The following is an 18,417-nucleotide window of genomic DNA, read 5'->3' as shown; positions in this document are numbered from 1 at the left end:
GCCAGACGGGTCATCAGCATTTCATGATGTTGGAGTAGGGCGTATTGAACCGCCGCTAGCCGCTTGTAGAAGGTGCTACGAGACTCCGTTGCTTGTAGTGCCTCGGACAATCCGCCGGGGGCCTTGAACGACCGTCTTATCAAGGTCGCGGCCAGGCTCAGGTACTCGTCAGTTGTCCTTTTTTGAGGTTCTTCGCGTGTCTCTGATCCTTTACGCAGGCCTGTTGCAACTGTCCTACACCGGTTGGCCAATTGATACAGTGTTACCGGTGGGCTGAATATCATTGCTTCGCTCCTTCCAGTTGGCAATTCTCTAGCTGGGCATTTGTTACGCTTAGGCATAACCGTCAACTGGTGGGGCTGAGTTTTTGACAGCGAGGTCGCATGCCGATGGTACGAGCACGAGCTACCGACATCTCGTTTCCCGGCGTGCCGTGCCTTATGGTTTTTTCTCTTCTTGTATGGGTGACCCTGTGTCACCTCAAACCGTGTTTTACGTGCCACACAGTCAGCCAAAACGATGCCTTGCATGCCACCCCGTCAGGTGACTGTCAGTCCTGTGTATAACTCACTCTTTCATTCGGTTGCGCTCATGTATTGCGCTTCGGATGGATAGCAACTTGTTGTAGATATCTGGATTACTCTCAGCCAAATGGTCCAGATCGGCTTGGTTGATTTGGAAGCCTATATTGGTCTGGTTCTCGATGATTTGTAGGTGTTCGATATGAATGCTGTGGCCTTGAGTTTCCTTGCTGAGCAGCATGCGCTTTAGCTCTTCCACTGCGCTTTTGATCTGTGTGGGTCGATACTCCCATTGCGCGTGACCACGATGCCTGCCCTGGGAGTCGCTAATCACAATTTTTTCCGTCAGGTGATACTGGTTGTACTTTCGAGAGCGTGACTTGCAGATATAGCCTTGGTCCTCAAGCGATTTGATCTTACGCATTACCTGACGCTCACTGATTCCCGCTTTCCTCGCGATGGTCTGGACTGAGGGAATTGATAAACCTGTTCTGAGATCACAGTGGGATTTGATGACGCAGTAGACTGCAAAGGCATCTGGCCCAAGCTTTGCGAGCTCGTGATCCACCATGGCCTGGAAAATGTGGAACCAATGGGTATTAGACTTCAGTTGATCCTCTGGGCCTGATCGATTACTGGTATCAACCGATATCTCAAGATTGCTCATTTTCGCCCCTCCACCTGAGCCTTTTTGGTCGGGCGTCCGACAGTGCGCCGATCGGTTACTTGGGGTGGAGGCGAACCTCGTGTAGATGGGGCCACCGCCCCATGACGCATCCACTGCCTCAAGTCACCCAGCCTCCATCTCAAGCGAGAGAGACCAGGAACGGGCTCAAGCCCTGGCAGTTTTCGCTGGCGTACTGTCAGCAAGCTGAACCCGGTTAGCGCTGCTACCTCCGCGACACCAATGAGAACGTCATCTCCAAGTTTCTGGATTTTCAGGATTGTTTCGTAATCTACTGTCATCTTGGTTCCGCTCGATTACTCTGGAATGACTCCAGTTTTCGCTAATCAAGCTCGCAGTCACTAGGACAGCTTTTTGGTAAAGGGGGCATTCGTTTGATGATACCGAGGCCCCAGCGTCAGCTACTTCTACCCGACCTCCCACAAGACGATGCCTTGGATCTTATAGCCGCTGAATTGGACAGGCATCGGCAGTCGGGCCGTAAGAGCTTCTTGGTTCGGGCGTCAGTGGATCAGATCGATTATTTTTTCAGGGCGGTACTTCGTGCGTCGGGCCTGACGAAGGTGGGGCTTGAGCAGAAGCTGACTGATTGGCAGATTTATGGCTTCAACGACGCTGATGGGAGAACAGTACGGCGTTACATCAGCGGTCAGACACAAATGGCGTGGTCGACCTATCAGAGAATGCTTCTGTGGGCTTTCAACGAAGGTTGGCTTCGAGCACACATCTTCGAGTTTCTAACTTTGCAGTCATTTTACAGAGAGGCGGCCCAGCTTGCAGTGCGGGCGATAGCAGAGAAAACTAGAAGACAAAAAATAGCTATTACCCTTACGCAGGAAGATTTGCATCGCGCTTTTGACGAGGCTTTTAGGTCCCAGGAAGGTGAGAGGCTTGCCGCGGCGGTGAAGCGCGCGGCATCAGATAGTAAGTTTAAAGGAGATGCTATCGAACTGGGTTTTGAGTTCGATTAATCATGCTAGCTTGGCCGCTAGCTCCTCAGCTGTGATGTTGTAATAACGCTTCAGCATGTTCACCTCCCGATGCCCCGTCACGCTAGCAAGCTCGATCAAATTCGGCAGCTTGGTCGCAAGCCGACAGGTCGCTTCGTGTCGCAGGTCGTGGAAGCGCAGATTGATCAGGAAGTCTTCCTGAGGAATTACCTGCGCCACTTCGCAATCTCCCAAGTATTTCAGCCTGGCTCGCTCCATGCCTCTCACAAAGGCTTTCTTGAGCGCATCAGCGGTGGTGGGGAAGACTCGTCCGCACAGCGAGCGCGGCAAATCCTTCAGTAACTGAATAGCCTTCGGTGAAAGGGGGACGGTTCTGGGCAGACCGTTCTTGGTCGCGGGAAGATGGGCGGTTCTACGATCCAGATTTACATGCTTCCAGCGCAGCTCAAAAATTTCGCCACGCCGCATAGCTGTCTCAATCGCCAGTTGAACGATGGGCCCTATCCAAGGATTGTGCGAGGCGTCGGCATACGTGCCATCAGCACGGCGCTCACGAAGCTCTAGGGCACTGAGGATGTATTGCTCTTCAATTGGGTCGAGCCGTCGCGACCGTTCGTCGTTGTAGCTGGGACGGCTGACCATCCTGACTGGGTTCTCGGCAAGATGAATTCCCCACTCGCGGCGAGCAACCTCGATCACACACTGAAACAATGCGAGTTCGCGCTTAACCGTGTTGCCCTTGCGGATTTTCAGGCGCTCATCACGGTAGCGGGCAAAATCGGAGGAGGTGAGGGTGGCGACGATGCGTGTCGCCAACGGGTGCCGCTTGAGCGCTTCCAGGCGTTTGATCTCCGAATAGGCGCCTTTGTGCTTCGGAGCGATCTCGGAGATGTAGCGATCAATAAGTTGATGAAAGGCAGTGCGTTCAGCCTCGACGCGAGAGACAAAAATCCCCCGGTCGATTTCGCTTTCGATCATGCGTGCCCAGGCCTGGGCATCGGATTTGGTTTCGAAGGTTTTGCGCTGGGCTGGGTAGCCCTTACGGCGGATTTGCGCTTCCCACTGATACTCGCCGCGATTCCTGATTGTTGCCATTTCGACCATTCCCGCCACTTTTGAGTGTGGCAAATTTGTGGCAAAAACGACTTTCAGGACTAGGACAGGTTTCTGTCAGGAGCGCTATCCCCTTGTAATACAAGGGAAAGAAGATGGTGCACCCGGCGGGATTCGAACCCACGACCCCTGCCTTCGGAGGGCAGTACTCTATCCAGCTGAGCTACGGATGCTTGTGCGGGCGACATCATACCCATGTCGACCTTGGGCGTCCATGCTGGTCTTTGTGCGTTCACGTGTAGGAATTAGCCGTACAGAGGCCTTAGGCCGGGCACCGCTGATCAGGGCGGGGAACTACGCTGATCAGATAAATCCGGCAAATGCGCCGTTTTCGTTCTTTTTTTCGAACATCCTATTGCCCTGCACCCCCATTGATCCTAGGATTCGTTTGAGATTTCAAACGCTCTGTCTCCCGTGCGCTCTTTCACTTCTTCCGCGCGCTGGGGCTGATTTCCCTGACGGCAGCCCACAAGGCGCCTTTCAACAACTCTAATTCGCTCCGCGTGCGCGCGGTGCTGTTAAGGAAAGCCGACATGCAGCTTAAAGATACCCAGTTGTTCCGCCAGCAAGCCTTTATCGATGGCGCTTGGGTCGATGCGGACAACGGTCAAACCATCAAGGTCAACAACCCTGCCACGGGCGAGATTCTCGGTACCGTGCCAAAGATGGGCGCCGCTGAAACCCGCCGCGCCATCGAAGCCGCCGACAAGGCGCTGCCGGCCTGGCGTGCTCTCACCGCCAAGGACCGCGCGAACAAGCTGCGTCGCTGGTTCGAACTGATCATCGAGAACCAGGACGACCTGGCCCGCTTGATGACCCTGGAGCAAGGCAAGCCACTGGCCGAAGCCAAGGGCGAAATCGTCTACGCCGCCTCGTTTATCGAGTGGTTCGCCGAAGAAGCCAAGCGCGTCTACGGTGACGTGATTCCTGGCCACCAGCCCGATAAGCGCCTGATCGTTATCAAGCAGCCGATCGGCGTGACCGCCGCCATCACTCCGTGGAACTTCCCGGCCGCGATGATCACCCGCAAAGCCGGCCCGGCGCTGGCCGCCGGTTGCACAATGGTCCTCAAGCCGGCGTCGCAAACCCCGTTTTCCGCATTCGCCCTGGCTGAGCTGGCGCAGCGTGCCGGTATCCCAAAGGGTGTTTTCAGCGTGGTGTCGGGCAGTGCGGGTGACATCGGCAGCGAGCTGACCAGCAACCCGATCGTGCGTAAATTGTCCTTCACCGGCTCGACCGAAATCGGTCGCCAGTTGATGGCCGAATGCGCCAAGGACATCAAGAAAGTCTCCCTGGAATTGGGCGGCAACGCGCCGTTCATCGTATTCGACGATGCGGACCTGGATAAGGCCGTCGAAGGCGCGATCATCTCCAAGTACCGCAACAACGGCCAGACCTGCGTTTGTGCCAACCGCCTGTACATTCAGGATTCGGTGTACGACGCGTTCGCGGAAAAACTCAAAGTGGCCGTGGCCAAGTTGAAGATCGGCAACGGTCTGGAAGAAGGCACGACCACCGGTCCGCTGATCGACGAAAAGGCCGTGGCCAAGGTTCAGGAACACATTGCGGATGCCTTGAGCAAAGGCGCGACATTGATGGCTGGCGGCAAGGTCATGGAAGGCAACTTCTTCGAGCCGACTATCCTTACCAATGTGCCGAAAAACGCTGCGGTCGCGAAGGAAGAAACCTTCGGCCCACTGGCGCCGCTGTTCCGTTTCAAAGACGAAGCCGAAGTGATCGCGATGTCCAACGACACCGAGTTCGGCCTGGCTTCCTACTTCTATGCCCGTGACCTGGGCCGTGTGTTCCGTGTGGCTGAAGCCCTGGAATATGGCATGGTCGGCGTCAACACTGGGTTGATCTCCAACGAAGTGGCGCCGTTCGGCGGCATCAAGGCTTCGGGCCTGGGCCGTGAAGGTTCCAAGTACGGGATCGAGGATTACCTGGAAATCAAATACCTCTGCCTGGGCATCTAACCGGCAAGAGATTGCAGTAAACGCAAAGGGCACGAGAGCGCTGACCCTTTGCGTGTTTCACACCGTACTTCGTAGTGGTCGGGAAAGCTGTGGCAGTCGATCATCGCATGCTGCCGTAGTTGCCTCCCCGCCACGTATTCCTTGGACCACGCCACCCGATGAGTGGCGAATGAGGACTTTATGAGCAAGACCAACGCATCCCTGATGAAACGCCGCGAAGCCGCTGTACCCCGCGGTGTTGGCCAGATTCACCCGATCTTCGCCGAATCCGCGAAGAATGCCACCGTGACCGACGTTGAAGGTCGCGAGTTCATCGACTTCGCCGGCGGCATCGCCGTACTGAACACCGGCCACGTGCACCCGAAAATCATCGCCGCCGTGACCGCGCAACTGAACAAGCTGACGCACACTTGCTTCCAGGTGCTGGCCTACGAGCCTTACGTGGAACTGTGCGAAAAAATCAACGCCAAGGTCCCAGGTGATTTCGCCAAGAAAACCCTGCTGGTCACCACCGGTTCGGAAGCTGTCGAAAACGCCGTGAAAATCGCCCGTGCCGCCACTGGCCGTGCTGGCGTGATTGCTTTCACCGGCGCTTACCACGGTCGCACCATGATGACCCTGGGCCTCACCGGTAAAGTCGTGCCTTACTCGGCCGGCATGGGCCTGATGCCTGGCGGCGTGTTCCGTGCGCTGTTCCCGAATGAACTGCACGGTGTGAGCGACGACGATTCGATCGCCAGTATCGAACGCATTTTCAAGAACGATGCCGAGCCGCGTGATATCGCTGCCATCATCATCGAGCCGGTGCAGGGCGAAGGCGGTTTCTACGTCGCGCCAAAATCCTTCATGAAGCGCCTGCGCGAACTGTGCGACAAGCACGGCATCCTGTTGATCGCCGACGAAGTGCAGACCGGCGCCGGTCGTACCGGTACGTTCTTCGCCATGGAACAGATGGGCGTTGCTGCCGACCTGACCACCTTCGCCAAATCCATCGCCGGCGGCTTCCCGCTGGCGGGTGTGTGCGGCAAGGCCGAGTACATGGACGCCATCGCGCCAGGCGGCCTGGGCGGTACTTATGCCGGTAGCCCGATCGCGTGCGCGGCTGCGCTGGCGGTGATGGAAGTGTTTGAAGAAGAGCACCTGCTGGACCGCTGCAAAGCGGTTGGCGAGCGCTTGGTCACGGGCCTCAAGACCATCCAGGCCAAGTACCCGGTGATCGGTGAAGTGCGGGCCTTGGGCGCGATGATCGCGGTCGAGCTGTTTGAAGGTGGCGATAGCCACAAGCCAAACGCCGCTGCCGTTGCTTCCGTGGTAGCCAAGGCGCGTGACAAGGGCCTGATCCTGCTGTCTTGCGGCACCTATGGCAACGTGTTGCGCGTGCTGGTCCCGCTGACCTCGCCGGACGAGCAGTTGGACAAAGGCCTGGCGATCATTGAAGAGTGCTTCAGCGAGCTGTAAGCGGACGTTGGCCTGATCGATACAAGAAGCCCGCCTCGGCGGGTTTTTTGTGCTCTTGGGGGCGCTCAGCCCGCGATTACGCGGTTCTTGCCCAGGCGCTTGGCCTCGTACATGGCGGCATCGGCGCGGGCAAACAGGCTGTCCAGGGTGGAATCCTGTTCGGTGAGGCTGGCCAGGCCCTGGCTGATGGTCACCTTGAACGCCTGGCCTTCATAGCTGAAACTCAGCGCTTGAATCTCCTTGCCCAGGCGTTCAGCCACTTGCAGCGCCATCTCCGGCGCACAGCCCGGCAGCACGGCGGCGAACTCTTCACCACCAATGCGTCCGAACAGATCGCCACGGCGCAACACCCCTCGACCGCTCTCAGCGATGCGCCGCAGTACCTGGTCGCCCTCCAGATGCCCGTAGGTGTCGTTGACGTCCTTGAAGTCATCGATGTCCAGCAGCAGGAACGCCAGCGGCGCGCCTTGCGCGCAGGCACTGTCGAAGGCTTGATTGGCGCATTCGAAGAAGTGCCGACGGTTGCTGCTTTGAGTCAGCACGTCGGTGGTGGCGAGACGGTGCAGCTCCAGCGCCATCTGTTTCTTTTCGGTGATGTCTTCGGCTATGCCTACCACGATCAAGGGTTCACCAGGTTCGATCTGCTGGTTGATGTAACACTTGTCGCTCAACCAGCGGATTTGCCCGTCGGCGGTGATGATGCGGTACTCGCGTTCTTCCACGGCGCCTTGTTCCAGCACGCGGGCCAGGCTGTGTTCGGCGTAGTCGAGGTCTTCGGGGTGAATGCTGTTGCGCCACTCCCGATGGTCGGCCAGCAGCAGGCCGGCGGAGCGCCCGAACACCCGCTCATAGGCCGGGCTCACATACAGTACGCGGCGCGTTTCCCAGTCGATGGCCCACAGCACGGCGTTCACGCTCACCAGCATTGAGCTGAGCAACTGCTCGCGCTCACTCAGCCGCTCGACTTCACCCTGGGCGTGCACCAGTGCCAACAGGGTCGCCGCCGCCGCCGGACGCGGATGTTCAGCGGTGGGCGGATCGGACAAGTAGGGTTTTTCGTGAACCATCGGCACAACTCTCTCTGGGCGCGCCGCACATTGAAACAGCGGTCACTACAAGGGGCCACCATGATGGCGAAGTGTTCATTGAGAGAGGCGAATTGCAGTGAAGTTCCGTCAACAGGACCGATTGCCGGTGACCGAGAAATGACGCCAAAAAGCCGATGGGTGGGAGGGCAAGCCCTCCCACCGTGCGGTCAGACCGCCGCAGGACGCAGCGAATAGGTCTTCAATTGGTGGGCGAAATCCCGCAGGGACTGGATGCCGCTGGCCTCGGCTTCATGCACCCATTCCTTGATGGCTGCCAGCATATCGTGGCCATTTGAACTGGTCTTCAGCCAGATCTGCTGCAGTGCCAGGCGCTTTTCGTAGATCACTTTAAGTGCCTGGCTGTGTTCCAGCATGCTCTGGATACGCAGGTGGTGGCGATCATCCAGCAAGCTGGTTTCTCGCGACAGCAGGCGCTTGGCGCGGTGGAATTGGTGGCGAACCGAGTGATCGACTTTTTCCAGCTCCTGCTTGACGAGCGGGGCGATCACCAACTTGCGGTACTGGGCCATGATCTGGAAACGGTTGTTGAGGATCGCCATGGCGGTGTCCATGTCCAGGTGGCCCTTGCCTTCGACGCGGTGGGCGATGGGCGCAACGCGTTGCACCTTCGCCAGGCGCAGGAAACTGAACACTTTGATCCAGGCCCAGCCCATGTCGAATTCCCACTTCTTCACCGACAACTTGGCGGAATTGGGGTAGGTGTGGTGGTTGTTATGCAGCTCTTCACCACCGACGATGATGCCCCACGGCACCAGGTTGGTCGCCGCGTCACGGCATTCGAAATTGCGATAGCCCACGGCATGGCCCAGGCCGTTGATCACGCCGGCGGCCCAGAACGGGATCCACATCATCTGGATCGCCCAGATGGTGATACCGATCGTGCCAAACAACAGCAGGTCGATCACGCCCATGATCGCCACGCCCAACAATGGGTAGGGGGTGTAGACCTTGCGTTCGATCCAGTCGTCCGGGCAGTTCTTGCCGTAGATGCGCAGGGTCTCAGGGTTTTCGGCCTCGGCGCGGTACAGCTCGGCGCCTTTGCGCATAACGGTGGACAAACCCTTGATGACCGGGCTGTGCGGGTCATCGACGGTTTCGCACTTGGCGTGGTGCTTGCGGTGGATGGCTGTCCACTCGCGGGTGTTCTGCGCCGTGGTGAGCCACAGCCAGAAGCGGAAGAAGTGTTTCAGGCCGGCATTGAGCTCCAGGGAGCGATGGGCTGAATAGCGATGCAGATAGACCGTGACCCCAACGATGGTCACGTGGGTCATCAACAGGGTGACTGCAACCAGTTGCCAGGCTGACAAGTCAAGAAAACCGTTGTACCACATAGGCTGTATGGCCCTCAGATAAAGAAAAGAACAGCTCACGCATTATCACTAAGCCTACACAGAAAACCAGCCGCTCTTTCAGATAGGAGTGACTGGATGTTTCTTATTCTATAATCCCCAGCCTTTGTAGGACGATTCTGTTTTTTTGGGTAAGGATTACTGAGCATATGCTGTTTTCATGCCGAGGTGCCCTGCGTGCGGGGCTGGTATACCTGCTGGTTTCCATTCTGTGGATAGGCCTTACTCGGCAGGTATTGATCGAGTTTCTCGATGACCCCAGCGAGCTGAACCACTGGTTGCAAGTGCGTGGCTATGTGTGGGTGGCCCTCAGCGCCTTGGTGATTTACCTGATGTACGCCCGGTTTGCCCGTGCCCACCAGTTGCAACAACCCCTGAAGGAAAACCGCGAGCGCCTGCGCCAGGCGGCCGCCGTGTTCGATTGTACCCGTGAAGGCGTGCTGGTCACCGACGCCCATGGGCTGATCGTCCACGTCAATCGCGCCTTTATGGCGATTACCGGTTATCAAGGCGAGGACGTCATGGGCCAGCTTCCCAGCCTGTTCAAGTCCGGTCGCCACTCGTCGAATTTCTATCGGCAGATGTTCCAGAGCCTGCAGAGCACCGGCGAATGGAGCGGAGAAATCTGGAACCGGCGCAAGAGCGGTGAAATTTATCCACAGTGGCAAACCATTCGTGTGATTCACGATGACCAGGGCCACGTCAGCCATTACGTCGCAGTGTTCTCCGATATCAGTGCCATCAAGGACTCCGAGCACGAACTGGCCCACCTCGCGCACCACGACCCCCTGACCGACCTGCCCAACCGCTTGCTGTTCACCGACCGCGCCGAGCAGGCGCTGGCCTCGGCGCAAGTCCACAAGCGCGGTTGCGCCCTGCTGTTGCTGGACCTGGACCACTTCAAAATCATCAACGACAGCTTGGGACATAATGTGGGAGACCAGTTGCTCAAGCTGGTGGGCGAACGCCTCAAGGCGCTGTTCGGGCCCGGTGTGACCCTGGCCCGCCTGGGGGGCGATGAGTTCGCCGTGCTCGCGGAAAGTTGTCCACAGGTGGCTCAGGCTGCCGGCTTGGCGGAGCGCATGCTGGAGGCGATGAAACAACCGTTCAGCTTCGACAGCCACCAGCTGTTTATCAGCGCCAGTATCGGTATCAGCCTCTTTCCCAGCGACGCCCTGAGTGCTGAACAGTTGCTGCGCAATGCGGACTCCGCACTGTTCAAGGCCAAGAGCGCCGGCCGTGAAGGCTACGCGTTGTACACCGAAGAACTCACCGCCCATGCGCAGAACCGCGTGGAAATTGCCAACGAGCTGCGCCGTGCCCTTGAGCTGCAAGAGCTGCGCGTTTATTACCAACCGGTGCATGAGCTGCACGGCAGTCGCCTGATTGGCGTCGAAGCGCTGGTGCGCTGGCAGCACCCGGAGCGTGGCCTGGTGCCGCCGGGAGAATTTATCCCGATTGCCGAGCGCACGGGGTTGATTGCCGATATCGACGCTTGGGTCATGGATCAGGCTTGCCGGCAGATGTGCCAATGGCTGGCCGATGGGGTGCCGTTGAGCTTTATGGCCGTCAACGTGTCCAGCCGTTTGTTTGCGCGGCGCGAATTGTACGAGCAGGTCGCCCAAGTGCTGCACGACACGGGCCTCGACCCCGGCTTCCTTGAACTTGAAGTGACCGAGAGCGCGGTGATGGACGACCCCGAAGTCGCCCTGGAGCAACTGCACCGCCTGCGCGAACTGGGCTTGCGCCTGGCCATCGATGATTTTGGGACCGGTTACTCGTCGCTTCTACGGCTCAAGCGCCTGCCTGTGCAGAAACTCAAGATCGACCAAGGGTTTGTTGCTGGGTTGCCGTGGGATGAGGACGATGCCGCGATTGTGCGGGTGGTGATTGCGCTGGCGAAAAGCATGGGCATGCAGGTGCAGGCCGAAGGGATCGAGCAGGTGGAGCAGGCGCGGTTTTTGTTGGAACAGGAATGCGATCTGGGGCAGGGGTATTGGTTTGGCAGGCCGATGCCGGCGCAGGAGATTGATTGGTCGAGAGCACCCGCCATCCGAAATTGAAATGCTTTAAAAATGTGGGAGCCAGCTCCCACATTTGAATCTGCTCAAGGCTTTATTTTGGCGCTCGGGCACATAAACCGCGCGCAACCCCACGCCCCACCAGAAAATTCTTTCTGGTTATATAAACATTCTTAAATAGTATTTTTAAGAATATCCGCGCTTATCTACTATCGCCCTCACGCCGCAAGCAGTGCCGCCACTGCGAGGCACTATTCATTTCAGGAGCGAGACCATGAGCGCATCTCTACGTAGCGTCGACGGCCAGGACGAAGCAGCCATTTTGCGTGAGATCCAGAGCGCCCTGCGCGATCTGCGGTTTGGCGCGGTGGAAATCACGGTGCACAACGCGCAAGTGGTACAGATCGAACGCAAAGAAAAATTCCGTCTGCAGAACCCGGGTAACAAACCGAGCTAAGCAAGAACGGCGATAGACCCGCAATTATAAGAAAAAGCCAACACCCCAGAATTTCAGGAGCTTCTATGTCGTCGATTCGCCGTTACGCCCTGGCCGCCCTGGCCAGCGCCGTGTTTGCAGGTTCCGCGGTTGCCAAGGACTACGAGTTGCTCAACGTCTCGTACGACCCTACCCGTGAGCTGTACCAGGACTACAACGCTGAGTTCACCAGTTTCTGGAAACAGTCCCACCCCGGCGACAACGTCAAGATCCAGCAATCCCACGGTGGTTCGGGCAAACAAGGCCGCGCCGTGATCGACGGCCTGCGCGCCGACGTAGTGACCCTGGCCCTGGCCGGTGACATCGACGAAATCGCAAAACTGGGCAAGACCCTCCCGGAAAACTGGCAGACCCGCCTGCCGGACGCCAGCACCCCGTACACCTCGACCATCGTGTTCCTGGTGCGCAAGGGCAACCCTAAAGGCATCAAGGATTGGGGCGACCTGATCAAGAAAGATGTGTCCGTGATCACCCCAAACCCGAAAACCTCCGGCGGCGCACGCTGGAACTTCCTCGCCGCCTGGGCCTACGGCCTCAAAACCGGCGGCAGCGAAGCCAAGGCCCAGGAGTACGTGAAAGAGCTGTTCAAACACGTGCCTGTGCTGGACACCGGCGCGCGTGGTTCGACCATCACCTTCGTCAACAACGGTCAGGGTGACGTGTTGCTGGCCTGGGAAAACGAGGCGTTCCTGGCCCTGAAAGAAGACGGCGGCGCTGACAAGTTCGATATCGTCGTGCCTTCGCTGTCGATTCTCGCGGAGCCGCCAGTGGCCGTGGTCGACAAGAACGCCGAGAAAAAAGGCAACACCGAAATCGCCACTGAATACCTGAAACACCTGTACAGCCCGGCTGGCCAGGAGATTGCGGCCAAGAACTTCTACCGCCCACGCGATGCAAAAGTGGCCGCGAAATACGCCCAGCAGTTCCCGAAACTGGACCTGGTGACTATCGACAAAGACTTCGGCGGCTGGAAAACTGCCCAACCGAAATTCTTTAACGACGGTGGCGTGTTCGACCAGATCTACACGGCGCAGTAAACCAAAATACCTGTAGGAGCCTCGCTTTTCTGTGGGAGCTGGCTTGTGTGGGAGCCGGGCTTGCCCGCGATAGCCTCACCGCGGTGTGTCAGTCACATCGCGGTGGGGCTATCGCAGGCAAGCCAGCTCCCACAGAAAGCGCGCTCCTACAGTGGCATTTACCCCTTTAACCAAGGACTCTTATGTCGCGTCGTATCTCCCCCGTCATACCCGGCTTCGGGCTGACGCTGGGCTACACCGTGGTGTACCTCAGCCTGATCGTACTCATCCCCCTCGCGGCGATGTTTGTACACGCCGCACAACTCACCTGGGATCAGTTCTGGGCCATCATCTCCGCACCGCGCGTGCTGGCGGCGTTGCAGCTGAGCTTCAGTACCGCGCTCTACGCGGCGCTGATCAATGGCGTGATCGGCACGCTGCTGGCCTGGGTGCTGGTGCGCTACACCTTCCCGGGCCGCAAGATCATCGATGCGATGATCGACCTGCCGTTCGCCTTGCCCACCGCTGTAGCCGGTATCGCGTTGACCGCGTTGTACACGCCGAACGGCTTCGTTGGGCAGTTCGCGGCTGACTTGGGCTTCAAGATCGCCTACACCCCCTTGGGCATCACCCTGGCGCTGACCTTCGTCACGTTGCCGTTCGTGGTGCGCACGGTGCAGCCAGTACTGGCCGATATCCCCCGGGAAGTCGAAGAGGCCGCCGCCTGCCTGGGCGCCAAGCCGTTGCAGGTGTTCCGCCACATCCTGGTGCCGGCGTTGCTGCCGGCCTGGTTGACCGGTTTCGCCCTGGCGTTCGCGCGTGGCGTCGGTGAGTACGGTTCGGTGATTTTCATCGCCGGCAACATGCCGATGAAAACCGAGATCCTGCCGCTGCTGATCATGGTCAAGCTCGACCAATACGACTACCGCGGCGCCACGTCCATCGGCGTGCTGATGCTGGTGGTTTCCTTTGTACTGCTGCTGCTGATCAACTTGTTGCAGCGGCGCATCGAACGTCCATAAGGAGGCGCGGAACATGTCCCAATCGTCTATTTCCGCCGCGTCCTCGGCCAATGCGGCCCGCCGTGGCAGTGCAACGTCGCGACGTATCCTGATCGGCCTTGGCTGGCTGGTGTTCGTGTTGTTCCTGCTGTTGCCGCTGTTGATCGTGGTGACCCAGGGCTTGAAGAACGGCCTCGGTGCGTTTTTCACCGCGATCCTTGAGCCCGACGCACTGTCGGCACTGAAGCTCACGGTGATCGCCGTGGCGATTTCGGTGCCGCTCAACCTGGTGTTCGGCGTCAGCGCCGCGTGGTGCGTGAGCAAATACTCGTTCCGTGGCAAGAGCATCCTGGTCACGCTGATCGACCTGCCGTTCTCGGTGTCGCCGGTGATCGCGGGTCTGGTCTATGTGCTGATGTTCGGCGCGCAGGGCTTCTTTGGTCCGTGGCTGCAAGAGCATGACATCCAGATCGTGTTCGCCTTGCCCGGCATCGTGCTGGCGACCATCTTCGTCACCGTGCCCTTCGTGGCCCGTGAATTGATCCCGCTGATGCAGGAACAGGGCACCCAGGAAGAAGAGGCCGCGCGCCTGCTGGGCGCCAATGGCTGGCAGATGTTCTGGCACGTGACCGTGCCGAATATCAAATGGGGCCTGATCTACGGCGTGGTGCTGTGTACCGCACGGGCCATGGGTGAGTTCGGCGCGGTGTCGGTGGTGTCCGGCCACATTCGCGGCGTGACCAACACCCTGCCGCTGCATGTCGAGATCCTCTACAACGAATACAACCATGTCGCCGCGTTTGCGGTGGCCAGCCTGTTGCTGATCCTGGCGCTCTTCATCCTGCTGCTCAAGCAGTGGAGCGAGAACCGTATCAACCGCCTGCGCAACAGCGCCGGTGAGGAATAAGTCATGTCGATCGAAGTCCGTAATGTCAGCAAGAATTTCAACGCCTTCAAGGCCCTGAACAGCATCAATCTGGACATCCAGAGTGGCGAGCTGGTGGCGTTGCTTGGCCCGTCCGGCTGCGGCAAGACCACCTTGCTGCGCATCATCGCAGGGCTCGAAACCCCGGATGACGGCAGCATCGTGTTCCACGGTGAAGACGTGTCCGGTCACGACGTACGCGATCGCAACGTCGGCTTTGTGTTCCAGCACTATGCGCTGTTCCGCCACATGACGGTGTTCGACAACGTGGCGTTCGGCCTGCGCATGAAGCCAAAGAACCAGCGCCCGAATGAAAGCCAGATCGCGGTCAAGGTGCATGAACTGCTGAACATGGTGCAGCTGGATTGGCTATCGGATCGCTACCCGGAACAGCTCTCCGGCGGCCAACGCCAGCGTATCGCCCTGGCCCGCGCCCTGGCGGTAGAACCCAAAGTGCTGTTGCTCGACGAACCCTTCGGCGCCCTCGACGCCAAAGTGCGTAAAGAGCTGCGCCGCTGGCTGGCGCGCCTGCACGAAGACATCAACTTGACCTCGGTGTTTGTGACCCACGACCAGGAAGAGGCCATGGAAGTCGCCGACCGCATCGTGGTGATGAACAAGGGCGTGATCGAGCAGATCGGTTCACCGGGTGAAGTCTACGAAAACCCGGCCAGCGATTTCGTCTATCACTTCCTAGGGGACTCGAACCGCCTGCACCTGGGTGAAGACCAGCACGTGCTGTTCCGCCCTCACGAAGTGTCGCTGTCGCGGCATGAGTTGGAAGATCATCATGCGGCTGAAGTGCGCGACATTCGTCCATTGGGCGCCACCACGCGGGTCACCCTGAAGGTCGAAGGCCAGAGCGAACTGATCGAGGCCGAAGTGGTGAAAGACCACGACAGCCTGACCGGGCTGGCGCGGGGTGAGACGCTGTTCTTCAAACCCAAGGTCTGGCAAAAAGCCTAAAGCCGGTGCAAAACCCAATGTGGGAGCGGGCTTGCTCGCGAATGCGGAGTGTCAGTCAATGCATTCATCAGCTGACAGACCGGATTCGCGAGCAAGCCCGCTCCCACATTTAGACCTCTCTCGGCTTCAGACCGTGGCGCGTTTTTCTCTGACGGCCACCGGCCCCGAGCGCTGCTCTATCTGCTGCTTGAGCCCCTGCCGCAACCCCAGCAAAAACGCCAACTCCGCCACCACAAACAACGGCCCCACGATCAGCCCCGACACATCATCCACAAACGCCGGCTTCTTGCCTTCGTAGTAATGCCCGACGAACTGAATCACCCAGCCCACCACAAACATCCCAATGCCGCCGCTGAGCCACACCATCGTGCTCTGTGCCGCCAGCACATGCCCGGCCCACACCGACAAGCCCATCAGCAGCGTCATCAACACACCCAGCGCCAGTTCCAAGCGCAGGTAAAACCCCGCCGACAGCAGTGCGACGATCACCGCCGGTGAAATCCACACCCCGCCTATCGCCCATTCCGGGCGTGACAGCAGCACGGCCACCGCGACAACAATCAGTGGAATGCCGACAAAGTGGCTGGCGATATTGCGCGGGTCGCGGTGGTAGGCAGCGTATTGACTGAGGTGGTCGACGAGGCTTTTCATTGTTATTCCTCCTGTAGGATGTTTGATCATCTCCCGTCAGCCAGTGACTGACTGTCAACTGGGCGACAATCTCTGGAGTTCTCATGATTGCGGCAACATGGCATGCCCGATTGGCCACCGGTCAGTGGTTCAGCCACCTGCCTGTACAGCTACAGGATAGTTTGCTGGCGGCGGCTCGGCTGCGTCAGCTGACGGCGGGGCAATACCTGTTCAGGCGCGGTGATCCGCCCTGTGGGGTGTATGCGGTATTGGAGGGGGCCATGCGTGTCAGTGCGGTCAATGCGCAGGGCAAGGAAGCGGTGTTGAGCCTGGTTGAAACACCGTTCTGGTTCGGCGAGATCTGCCTGTTCGACGGTTTGCCGCGTACCCACGACGCCTTGTCGGTTGGGCCGTGCACGCTGTTGCAGGTGCCGCAATCGGCGATGCTCGAGATTCTTGACCAAAACCCGGCGTATTGGCGTGACGTGGCGTTGTTGATGAGCCAGAAGTTGCGCCTGTCGCTGATCAATATCGAACAGATGAGCCTGATGCCGGCGTCGACGCGTATCGCCCACCGACTGCTGATGATTGCCGGCGGGTACGGCGAGATAGAGCACTCCCGTCGCGTCTTGCACCTGCCCCAGGAAGATTTGGCCGCGATGCTGAGCCTGTCGCGCCAGACCACCAACAGTTTGCTCAAGGCGTTAGAGCAGCAGGCGATCATCAAGCTGAGTTACGGCGCGATTGAAGTGCTCGACTTGCCGCGCTTGCGGCAGGCCGCGGGGGCCGGCTAGGAACCGCGATACGTCGAAAAGCCGTAAGGGCTCAGCAGCAGCGGGATGTGGTAGTGCTGGTCGGCCTGCTTGACCTCGAATATCACCGGGACTTCCGGGAAGAACGTCTCGCGATGGGCTTTCTTGTAGTAGTCGCCGGTCTTGAATACCACGCGATACTCGCCCGGTTTCATGGCTTGGTTGGCCGGGAACAGTTCGGCGATGCGTCCCTGCTGGTTGGTGACACCTTCGGACAGCGATTGCCAGTGATCGCCTACGTGCTGCTCCAGGGTGACGCTGACACCGGCAGACGGCAGGCCGTTTTCCAGGTTCAGGACGTGCACGCTCAGGGGGTTGCCGGCCGCCAGGGCCAGGCCGCTCAGGCCGCTCAGGCCGCTAAGGCTGAGGGCGGCGAGGGTCTTGGTCAGGGTTTTCATCGAGGTTTCCTCAAGGGGTGATTGTCAGGCCAAGTTGATTGGCTGCCTTTACCGCGCACGCTTCGTCCTGCTCGGCACCGCCGGCACCGGCAATGCCCAGCGCGCCCACCAGTTCAGCGTCGGCAAACAGCGGGATGCCGCCCCCGAGCAACAGCAATTCGGGCAAGCTGTTAAGGTTGGCGGCCTCGGGGTTGTTGCGCGCGCGTTCGGCAAACAGCCGGGTAGGGGTTTTTGTCGACAACGCCGTGTACGCTTTGCGTTGGCTGGCGATGCTGTTGTGCGGACCTACGCCGTCGGCCCGCAGGCTCAGCAATAGATTGCCGCCCCGGTCGAGTACGGTAAGTGCCGCCGTGCATTGCGCCAGGCCGGCGTCTGCCAGTTGGCGTGCGGTGTGCAAATCGAGGTCGGCGTGGCGCGGCAGCGTGGGTGCCGCCAGGACGCTGGCGCTGATGGCGAAGCTCAAGAACAAGGCATTGCGGTACATGGGAACGGCTCCAAAAAGCAGGCCGCTACCTTAGCCAGCGATCTCGGTCAAAAGCCGAACAATTCGATTACAGGTTTGTAATGAACCAAGAGGTAGGCATGCAGGTGTTGTTAGTGGAAGACCAGCCGAAATTAGCGCAACTCATGGCCCAGGGCTTGAGTGAGGCCGGCTTCGCAGTGGAAGTCGCAGCCAATGGCATGGCGGCTCAGCGGTTTGTGGAAAGCACTGAATATGACTTGGTGATCCTGGATGTGATGTTGCCGGGTTTGAATGCCTGGAAGTTGCAGCAGGCGATACGCAAGAAGGGTGAGACGCCGGTGTTGTTCTTGACGACCCCGGAAGGGATCGAAGACCGCCTGCGTGGGTTGGAACTGCATGAGGATGATTACTTGCTCAAGCCGTTTGAGGCCAAGGCGTTGGTGGCGCGGGTGAAGAAGCTGTTGCGGCGGGATCGTGGGCGCTGACTGATCCGGCATCTTCAGTGCCTGGGCCACCGCCATCGCAGGC

General features: G+C 59.0%; 18 protein-coding genes and 1 tRNA gene. 11 read left to right on the top strand and 8 right to left on the bottom strand.

Features of this window, described 5'->3' with window-relative positions; translation table 11 throughout:
• Positions 1–567 precede the first annotated feature (567 nt).
• Positions 568–1,188, bottom strand: coding sequence for a helix-turn-helix domain-containing protein (locus JBO08_RS26210; RefSeq protein WP_220075183.1), 621 nt, complete (start codon positions 1,186–1,188; stop codon positions 568–570).
• Between the two features lie 524 nt (positions 1,189–1,712).
• On the opposite strand from JBO08_RS26210, the gene JBO08_RS26205 reads away from it, so the two are divergent.
• Entirely contained in the window at positions 1,713–2,177 is a 465-nt protein-coding gene (locus JBO08_RS26205) for a hypothetical protein (protein ID WP_220075184.1), read from the top strand.
• Here the strand turns inward: JBO08_RS26205 and JBO08_RS26200 are convergent, their stop codons facing one another.
• Positions 2,178–3,260, bottom strand: a complete 1,083-nt coding sequence (locus JBO08_RS26200; protein WP_258407188.1) for a site-specific integrase — start codon at positions 3,258–3,260, stop codon at positions 2,178–2,180.
• 105 nt (positions 3,261–3,365) lie between these two features.
• A tRNA-Arg gene (locus JBO08_RS26195) sits at positions 3,366–3,442 on the bottom strand.
• A gap of 360 nt (positions 3,443–3,802) precedes the next feature.
• On the opposite strand from JBO08_RS26195, the gene gabD reads away from it, so the two are divergent.
• Together gabD and gabT are read left to right on the top strand one after the other, a co-directional pair.
• Positions 3,803–5,245 carry an NADP-dependent succinate-semialdehyde dehydrogenase gene (gene gabD / locus JBO08_RS26190; RefSeq protein ID WP_065910753.1) on the top strand — a complete coding sequence of 481 codons (1,443 nt, stop codon included), beginning with the start codon at positions 3,803–3,805 and terminating at the stop codon, positions 5,243–5,245.
• Between the two features lie 180 nt (positions 5,246–5,425).
• Positions 5,426–6,703: a 4-aminobutyrate--2-oxoglutarate transaminase gene (gene gabT / locus JBO08_RS26185; RefSeq protein WP_220075185.1), complete on the top strand. Its 1,278-nt coding sequence runs from the start codon at positions 5,426–5,428 to the stop codon at positions 6,701–6,703.
• A gap of 65 nt (positions 6,704–6,768) precedes the next feature.
• Here gabT and JBO08_RS26180 read toward each other — a convergent pair whose 3' ends face one another.
• Positions 6,769–7,770, bottom strand: coding sequence for a sensor domain-containing diguanylate cyclase (locus tag JBO08_RS26180; RefSeq protein ID WP_065872790.1), 1,002 nt, complete (start codon positions 7,768–7,770; stop codon positions 6,769–6,771).
• A 188-nt stretch (positions 7,771–7,958) separates the two neighbouring features.
• Positions 7,959–9,143, bottom strand: coding sequence for a delta-9 fatty acid desaturase DesA (desA, locus tag JBO08_RS26175; RefSeq protein ID WP_065872791.1), 1,185 nt, complete (start codon positions 9,141–9,143; stop codon positions 7,959–7,961).
• A gap of 167 nt (positions 9,144–9,310) precedes the next feature.
• Here desA and dibA point away from each other — a divergent pair, with 167 nt between their 5' ends.
• The 6 genes from dibA (at position 9,311) to JBO08_RS26145 (ending at position 15,586) form a co-directional block, all read left to right on the top strand.
• The gene (gene dibA / locus JBO08_RS26170) at positions 9,311–11,224 is read left to right on the top strand and encodes a phosphodiesterase DibA (RefSeq protein WP_220075186.1); all 1,914 of its coding nucleotides are present in this window, start codon (positions 9,311–9,313) and stop codon (positions 11,222–11,224) included.
• 232 nt (positions 11,225–11,456) lie between these two features.
• On the top strand, positions 11,457–11,639 hold the full coding sequence (gene oscA / locus JBO08_RS26165) for a sulfur starvation response protein OscA (RefSeq protein ID WP_003170956.1): 183 nt from the start codon (positions 11,457–11,459) through the stop codon (positions 11,637–11,639).
• Between the two features lie 65 nt (positions 11,640–11,704).
• The gene (locus JBO08_RS26160; protein WP_012721624.1) at positions 11,705–12,715 is read left to right on the top strand and encodes a sulfate ABC transporter substrate-binding protein; all 1,011 of its coding nucleotides are present in this window, start codon (positions 11,705–11,707) and stop codon (positions 12,713–12,715) included.
• Between the two features lie 182 nt (positions 12,716–12,897).
• Positions 12,898–13,716 (top strand): sulfate ABC transporter permease subunit CysT, encoded by an 819-nt coding sequence (gene cysT / locus JBO08_RS26155; protein WP_065879716.1) that lies wholly within the window; start codon positions 12,898–12,900, stop codon positions 13,714–13,716.
• Positions 13,717–13,729: 13 nt separating this feature from the next.
• Positions 13,730–14,602: a sulfate ABC transporter permease subunit CysW gene (cysW, locus tag JBO08_RS26150; protein WP_049710637.1), complete on the top strand. Its 873-nt coding sequence runs from the start codon at positions 13,730–13,732 to the stop codon at positions 14,600–14,602.
• Between the two features lie 3 nt (positions 14,603–14,605).
• Positions 14,606–15,586 (top strand): sulfate/molybdate ABC transporter ATP-binding protein, encoded by a 981-nt coding sequence (locus tag JBO08_RS26145; protein WP_065872795.1) that lies wholly within the window; start codon positions 14,606–14,608, stop codon positions 15,584–15,586.
• Between the two features lie 126 nt (positions 15,587–15,712).
• On the opposite strand, the gene JBO08_RS26140 is transcribed toward JBO08_RS26145, so the two are convergent.
• Positions 15,713–16,237 carry a DUF962 domain-containing protein gene (locus tag JBO08_RS26140; protein ID WP_220075187.1) on the bottom strand — a complete coding sequence of 175 codons (525 nt, stop codon included), beginning with the start codon at positions 16,235–16,237 and terminating at the stop codon, positions 15,713–15,715.
• A gap of 83 nt (positions 16,238–16,320) precedes the next feature.
• Between JBO08_RS26140 and JBO08_RS26135 the strand changes: the two genes are divergently transcribed.
• The gene (locus JBO08_RS26135) at positions 16,321–17,010 is read left to right on the top strand and encodes a Crp/Fnr family transcriptional regulator (RefSeq protein ID WP_065890207.1); all 690 of its coding nucleotides are present in this window, start codon (positions 16,321–16,323) and stop codon (positions 17,008–17,010) included.
• Here the strand turns inward: JBO08_RS26135 and uraH are convergent.
• Both uraH and JBO08_RS26125 read right to left on the bottom strand, forming a co-directional pair.
• Complete coding sequence (gene uraH / locus JBO08_RS26130) at positions 17,007–17,426, bottom strand: hydroxyisourate hydrolase (RefSeq protein ID WP_220075188.1); 420 nt, start codon at positions 17,424–17,426, stop codon at positions 17,007–17,009. The two genes, JBO08_RS26135 and uraH, sit on opposite strands and share 4 nt — an antisense overlap.
• 10 nt (positions 17,427–17,436) lie before the next feature.
• Positions 17,437–17,910: a heme-binding protein gene (locus tag JBO08_RS26125; protein ID WP_220075189.1), complete on the bottom strand. Its 474-nt coding sequence runs from the start codon at positions 17,908–17,910 to the stop codon at positions 17,437–17,439.
• Positions 17,911–18,008: 98 nt separating this feature from the next.
• Between JBO08_RS26125 and JBO08_RS26120 the strand changes: the two genes are divergently transcribed.
• Entirely contained in the window at positions 18,009–18,374 is a 366-nt protein-coding gene (locus JBO08_RS26120) for a response regulator (RefSeq protein WP_049710631.1), read from the top strand.
• The last annotated feature ends 43 nt before the right edge of the window (positions 18,375–18,417 follow it).

Origin of the sequence: Pseudomonas sp. LAP_36 (assembly GCF_019456785.1) — a bacterium.
In the GTDB taxonomy this organism is placed as follows: domain Bacteria; phylum Pseudomonadota; class Gammaproteobacteria; order Pseudomonadales; family Pseudomonadaceae; genus Aquipseudomonas; species Aquipseudomonas tritici.
This window is presented reverse-complemented; position numbering and strand designations above follow the sequence as displayed.

Bases quoted from the DNA above. Each gene is read 5' to 3' on its own strand.
- JBO08_RS26140 (WP_220075187.1), bottom strand. From the start codon at position 16,237: ATGAAAAGCCTCGTCGACCACCTCAGTCAATACGCTGCCTACCACCGC.
- JBO08_RS26135 (WP_065890207.1), top strand. From the start codon at position 16,321: ATGATTGCGGCAACATGGCATGCCCGATTGGCCACCGGTCAGTGGTTC.
- JBO08_RS26210 (WP_220075183.1), bottom strand. From the start codon at position 1,188: ATGAGCAATCTTGAGATATCGGTTGATACCAGTAATCGATCAGGCCCA.
- JBO08_RS26180 (WP_065872790.1), bottom strand. From the start codon at position 7,770: ATGGTTCACGAAAAACCCTACTTGTCCGATCCGCCCACCGCTGAACAT.
- JBO08_RS26125 (WP_220075189.1), bottom strand. From the start codon at position 17,910: ATGTACCGCAATGCCTTGTTCTTGAGCTTCGCCATCAGCGCCAGCGTC.
- gabT (WP_220075185.1), top strand. From the start codon at position 5,426: ATGAGCAAGACCAACGCATCCCTGATGAAACGCCGCGAAGCCGCTGTA.
- JBO08_RS26160 (WP_012721624.1), top strand. From the start codon at position 11,705: ATGTCGTCGATTCGCCGTTACGCCCTGGCCGCCCTGGCCAGCGCCGTG.
- cysW (WP_049710637.1), top strand. From the start codon at position 13,730: ATGTCCCAATCGTCTATTTCCGCCGCGTCCTCGGCCAATGCGGCCCGC.
- JBO08_RS26145 (WP_065872795.1), top strand. From the start codon at position 14,606: ATGTCGATCGAAGTCCGTAATGTCAGCAAGAATTTCAACGCCTTCAAG.
- JBO08_RS26120 (WP_049710631.1), top strand. From the start codon at position 18,009: ATGCAGGTGTTGTTAGTGGAAGACCAGCCGAAATTAGCGCAACTCATG.
- gabD (WP_065910753.1), top strand. From the start codon at position 3,803: ATGCAGCTTAAAGATACCCAGTTGTTCCGCCAGCAAGCCTTTATCGAT.
- oscA (WP_003170956.1), top strand. From the start codon at position 11,457: ATGAGCGCATCTCTACGTAGCGTCGACGGCCAGGACGAAGCAGCCATT.
- uraH (WP_220075188.1), bottom strand. From the start codon at position 17,426: ATGAAAACCCTGACCAAGACCCTCGCCGCCCTCAGCCTTAGCGGCCTG.
- dibA (WP_220075186.1), top strand. From the start codon at position 9,311: ATGCTGTTTTCATGCCGAGGTGCCCTGCGTGCGGGGCTGGTATACCTG.
- cysT (WP_065879716.1), top strand. From the start codon at position 12,898: ATGTCGCGTCGTATCTCCCCCGTCATACCCGGCTTCGGGCTGACGCTG.
- desA (WP_065872791.1), bottom strand. From the start codon at position 9,143: ATGTGGTACAACGGTTTTCTTGACTTGTCAGCCTGGCAACTGGTTGCA.
- JBO08_RS26200 (WP_258407188.1), bottom strand. From the start codon at position 3,260: ATGGTCGAAATGGCAACAATCAGGAATCGCGGCGAGTATCAGTGGGAA.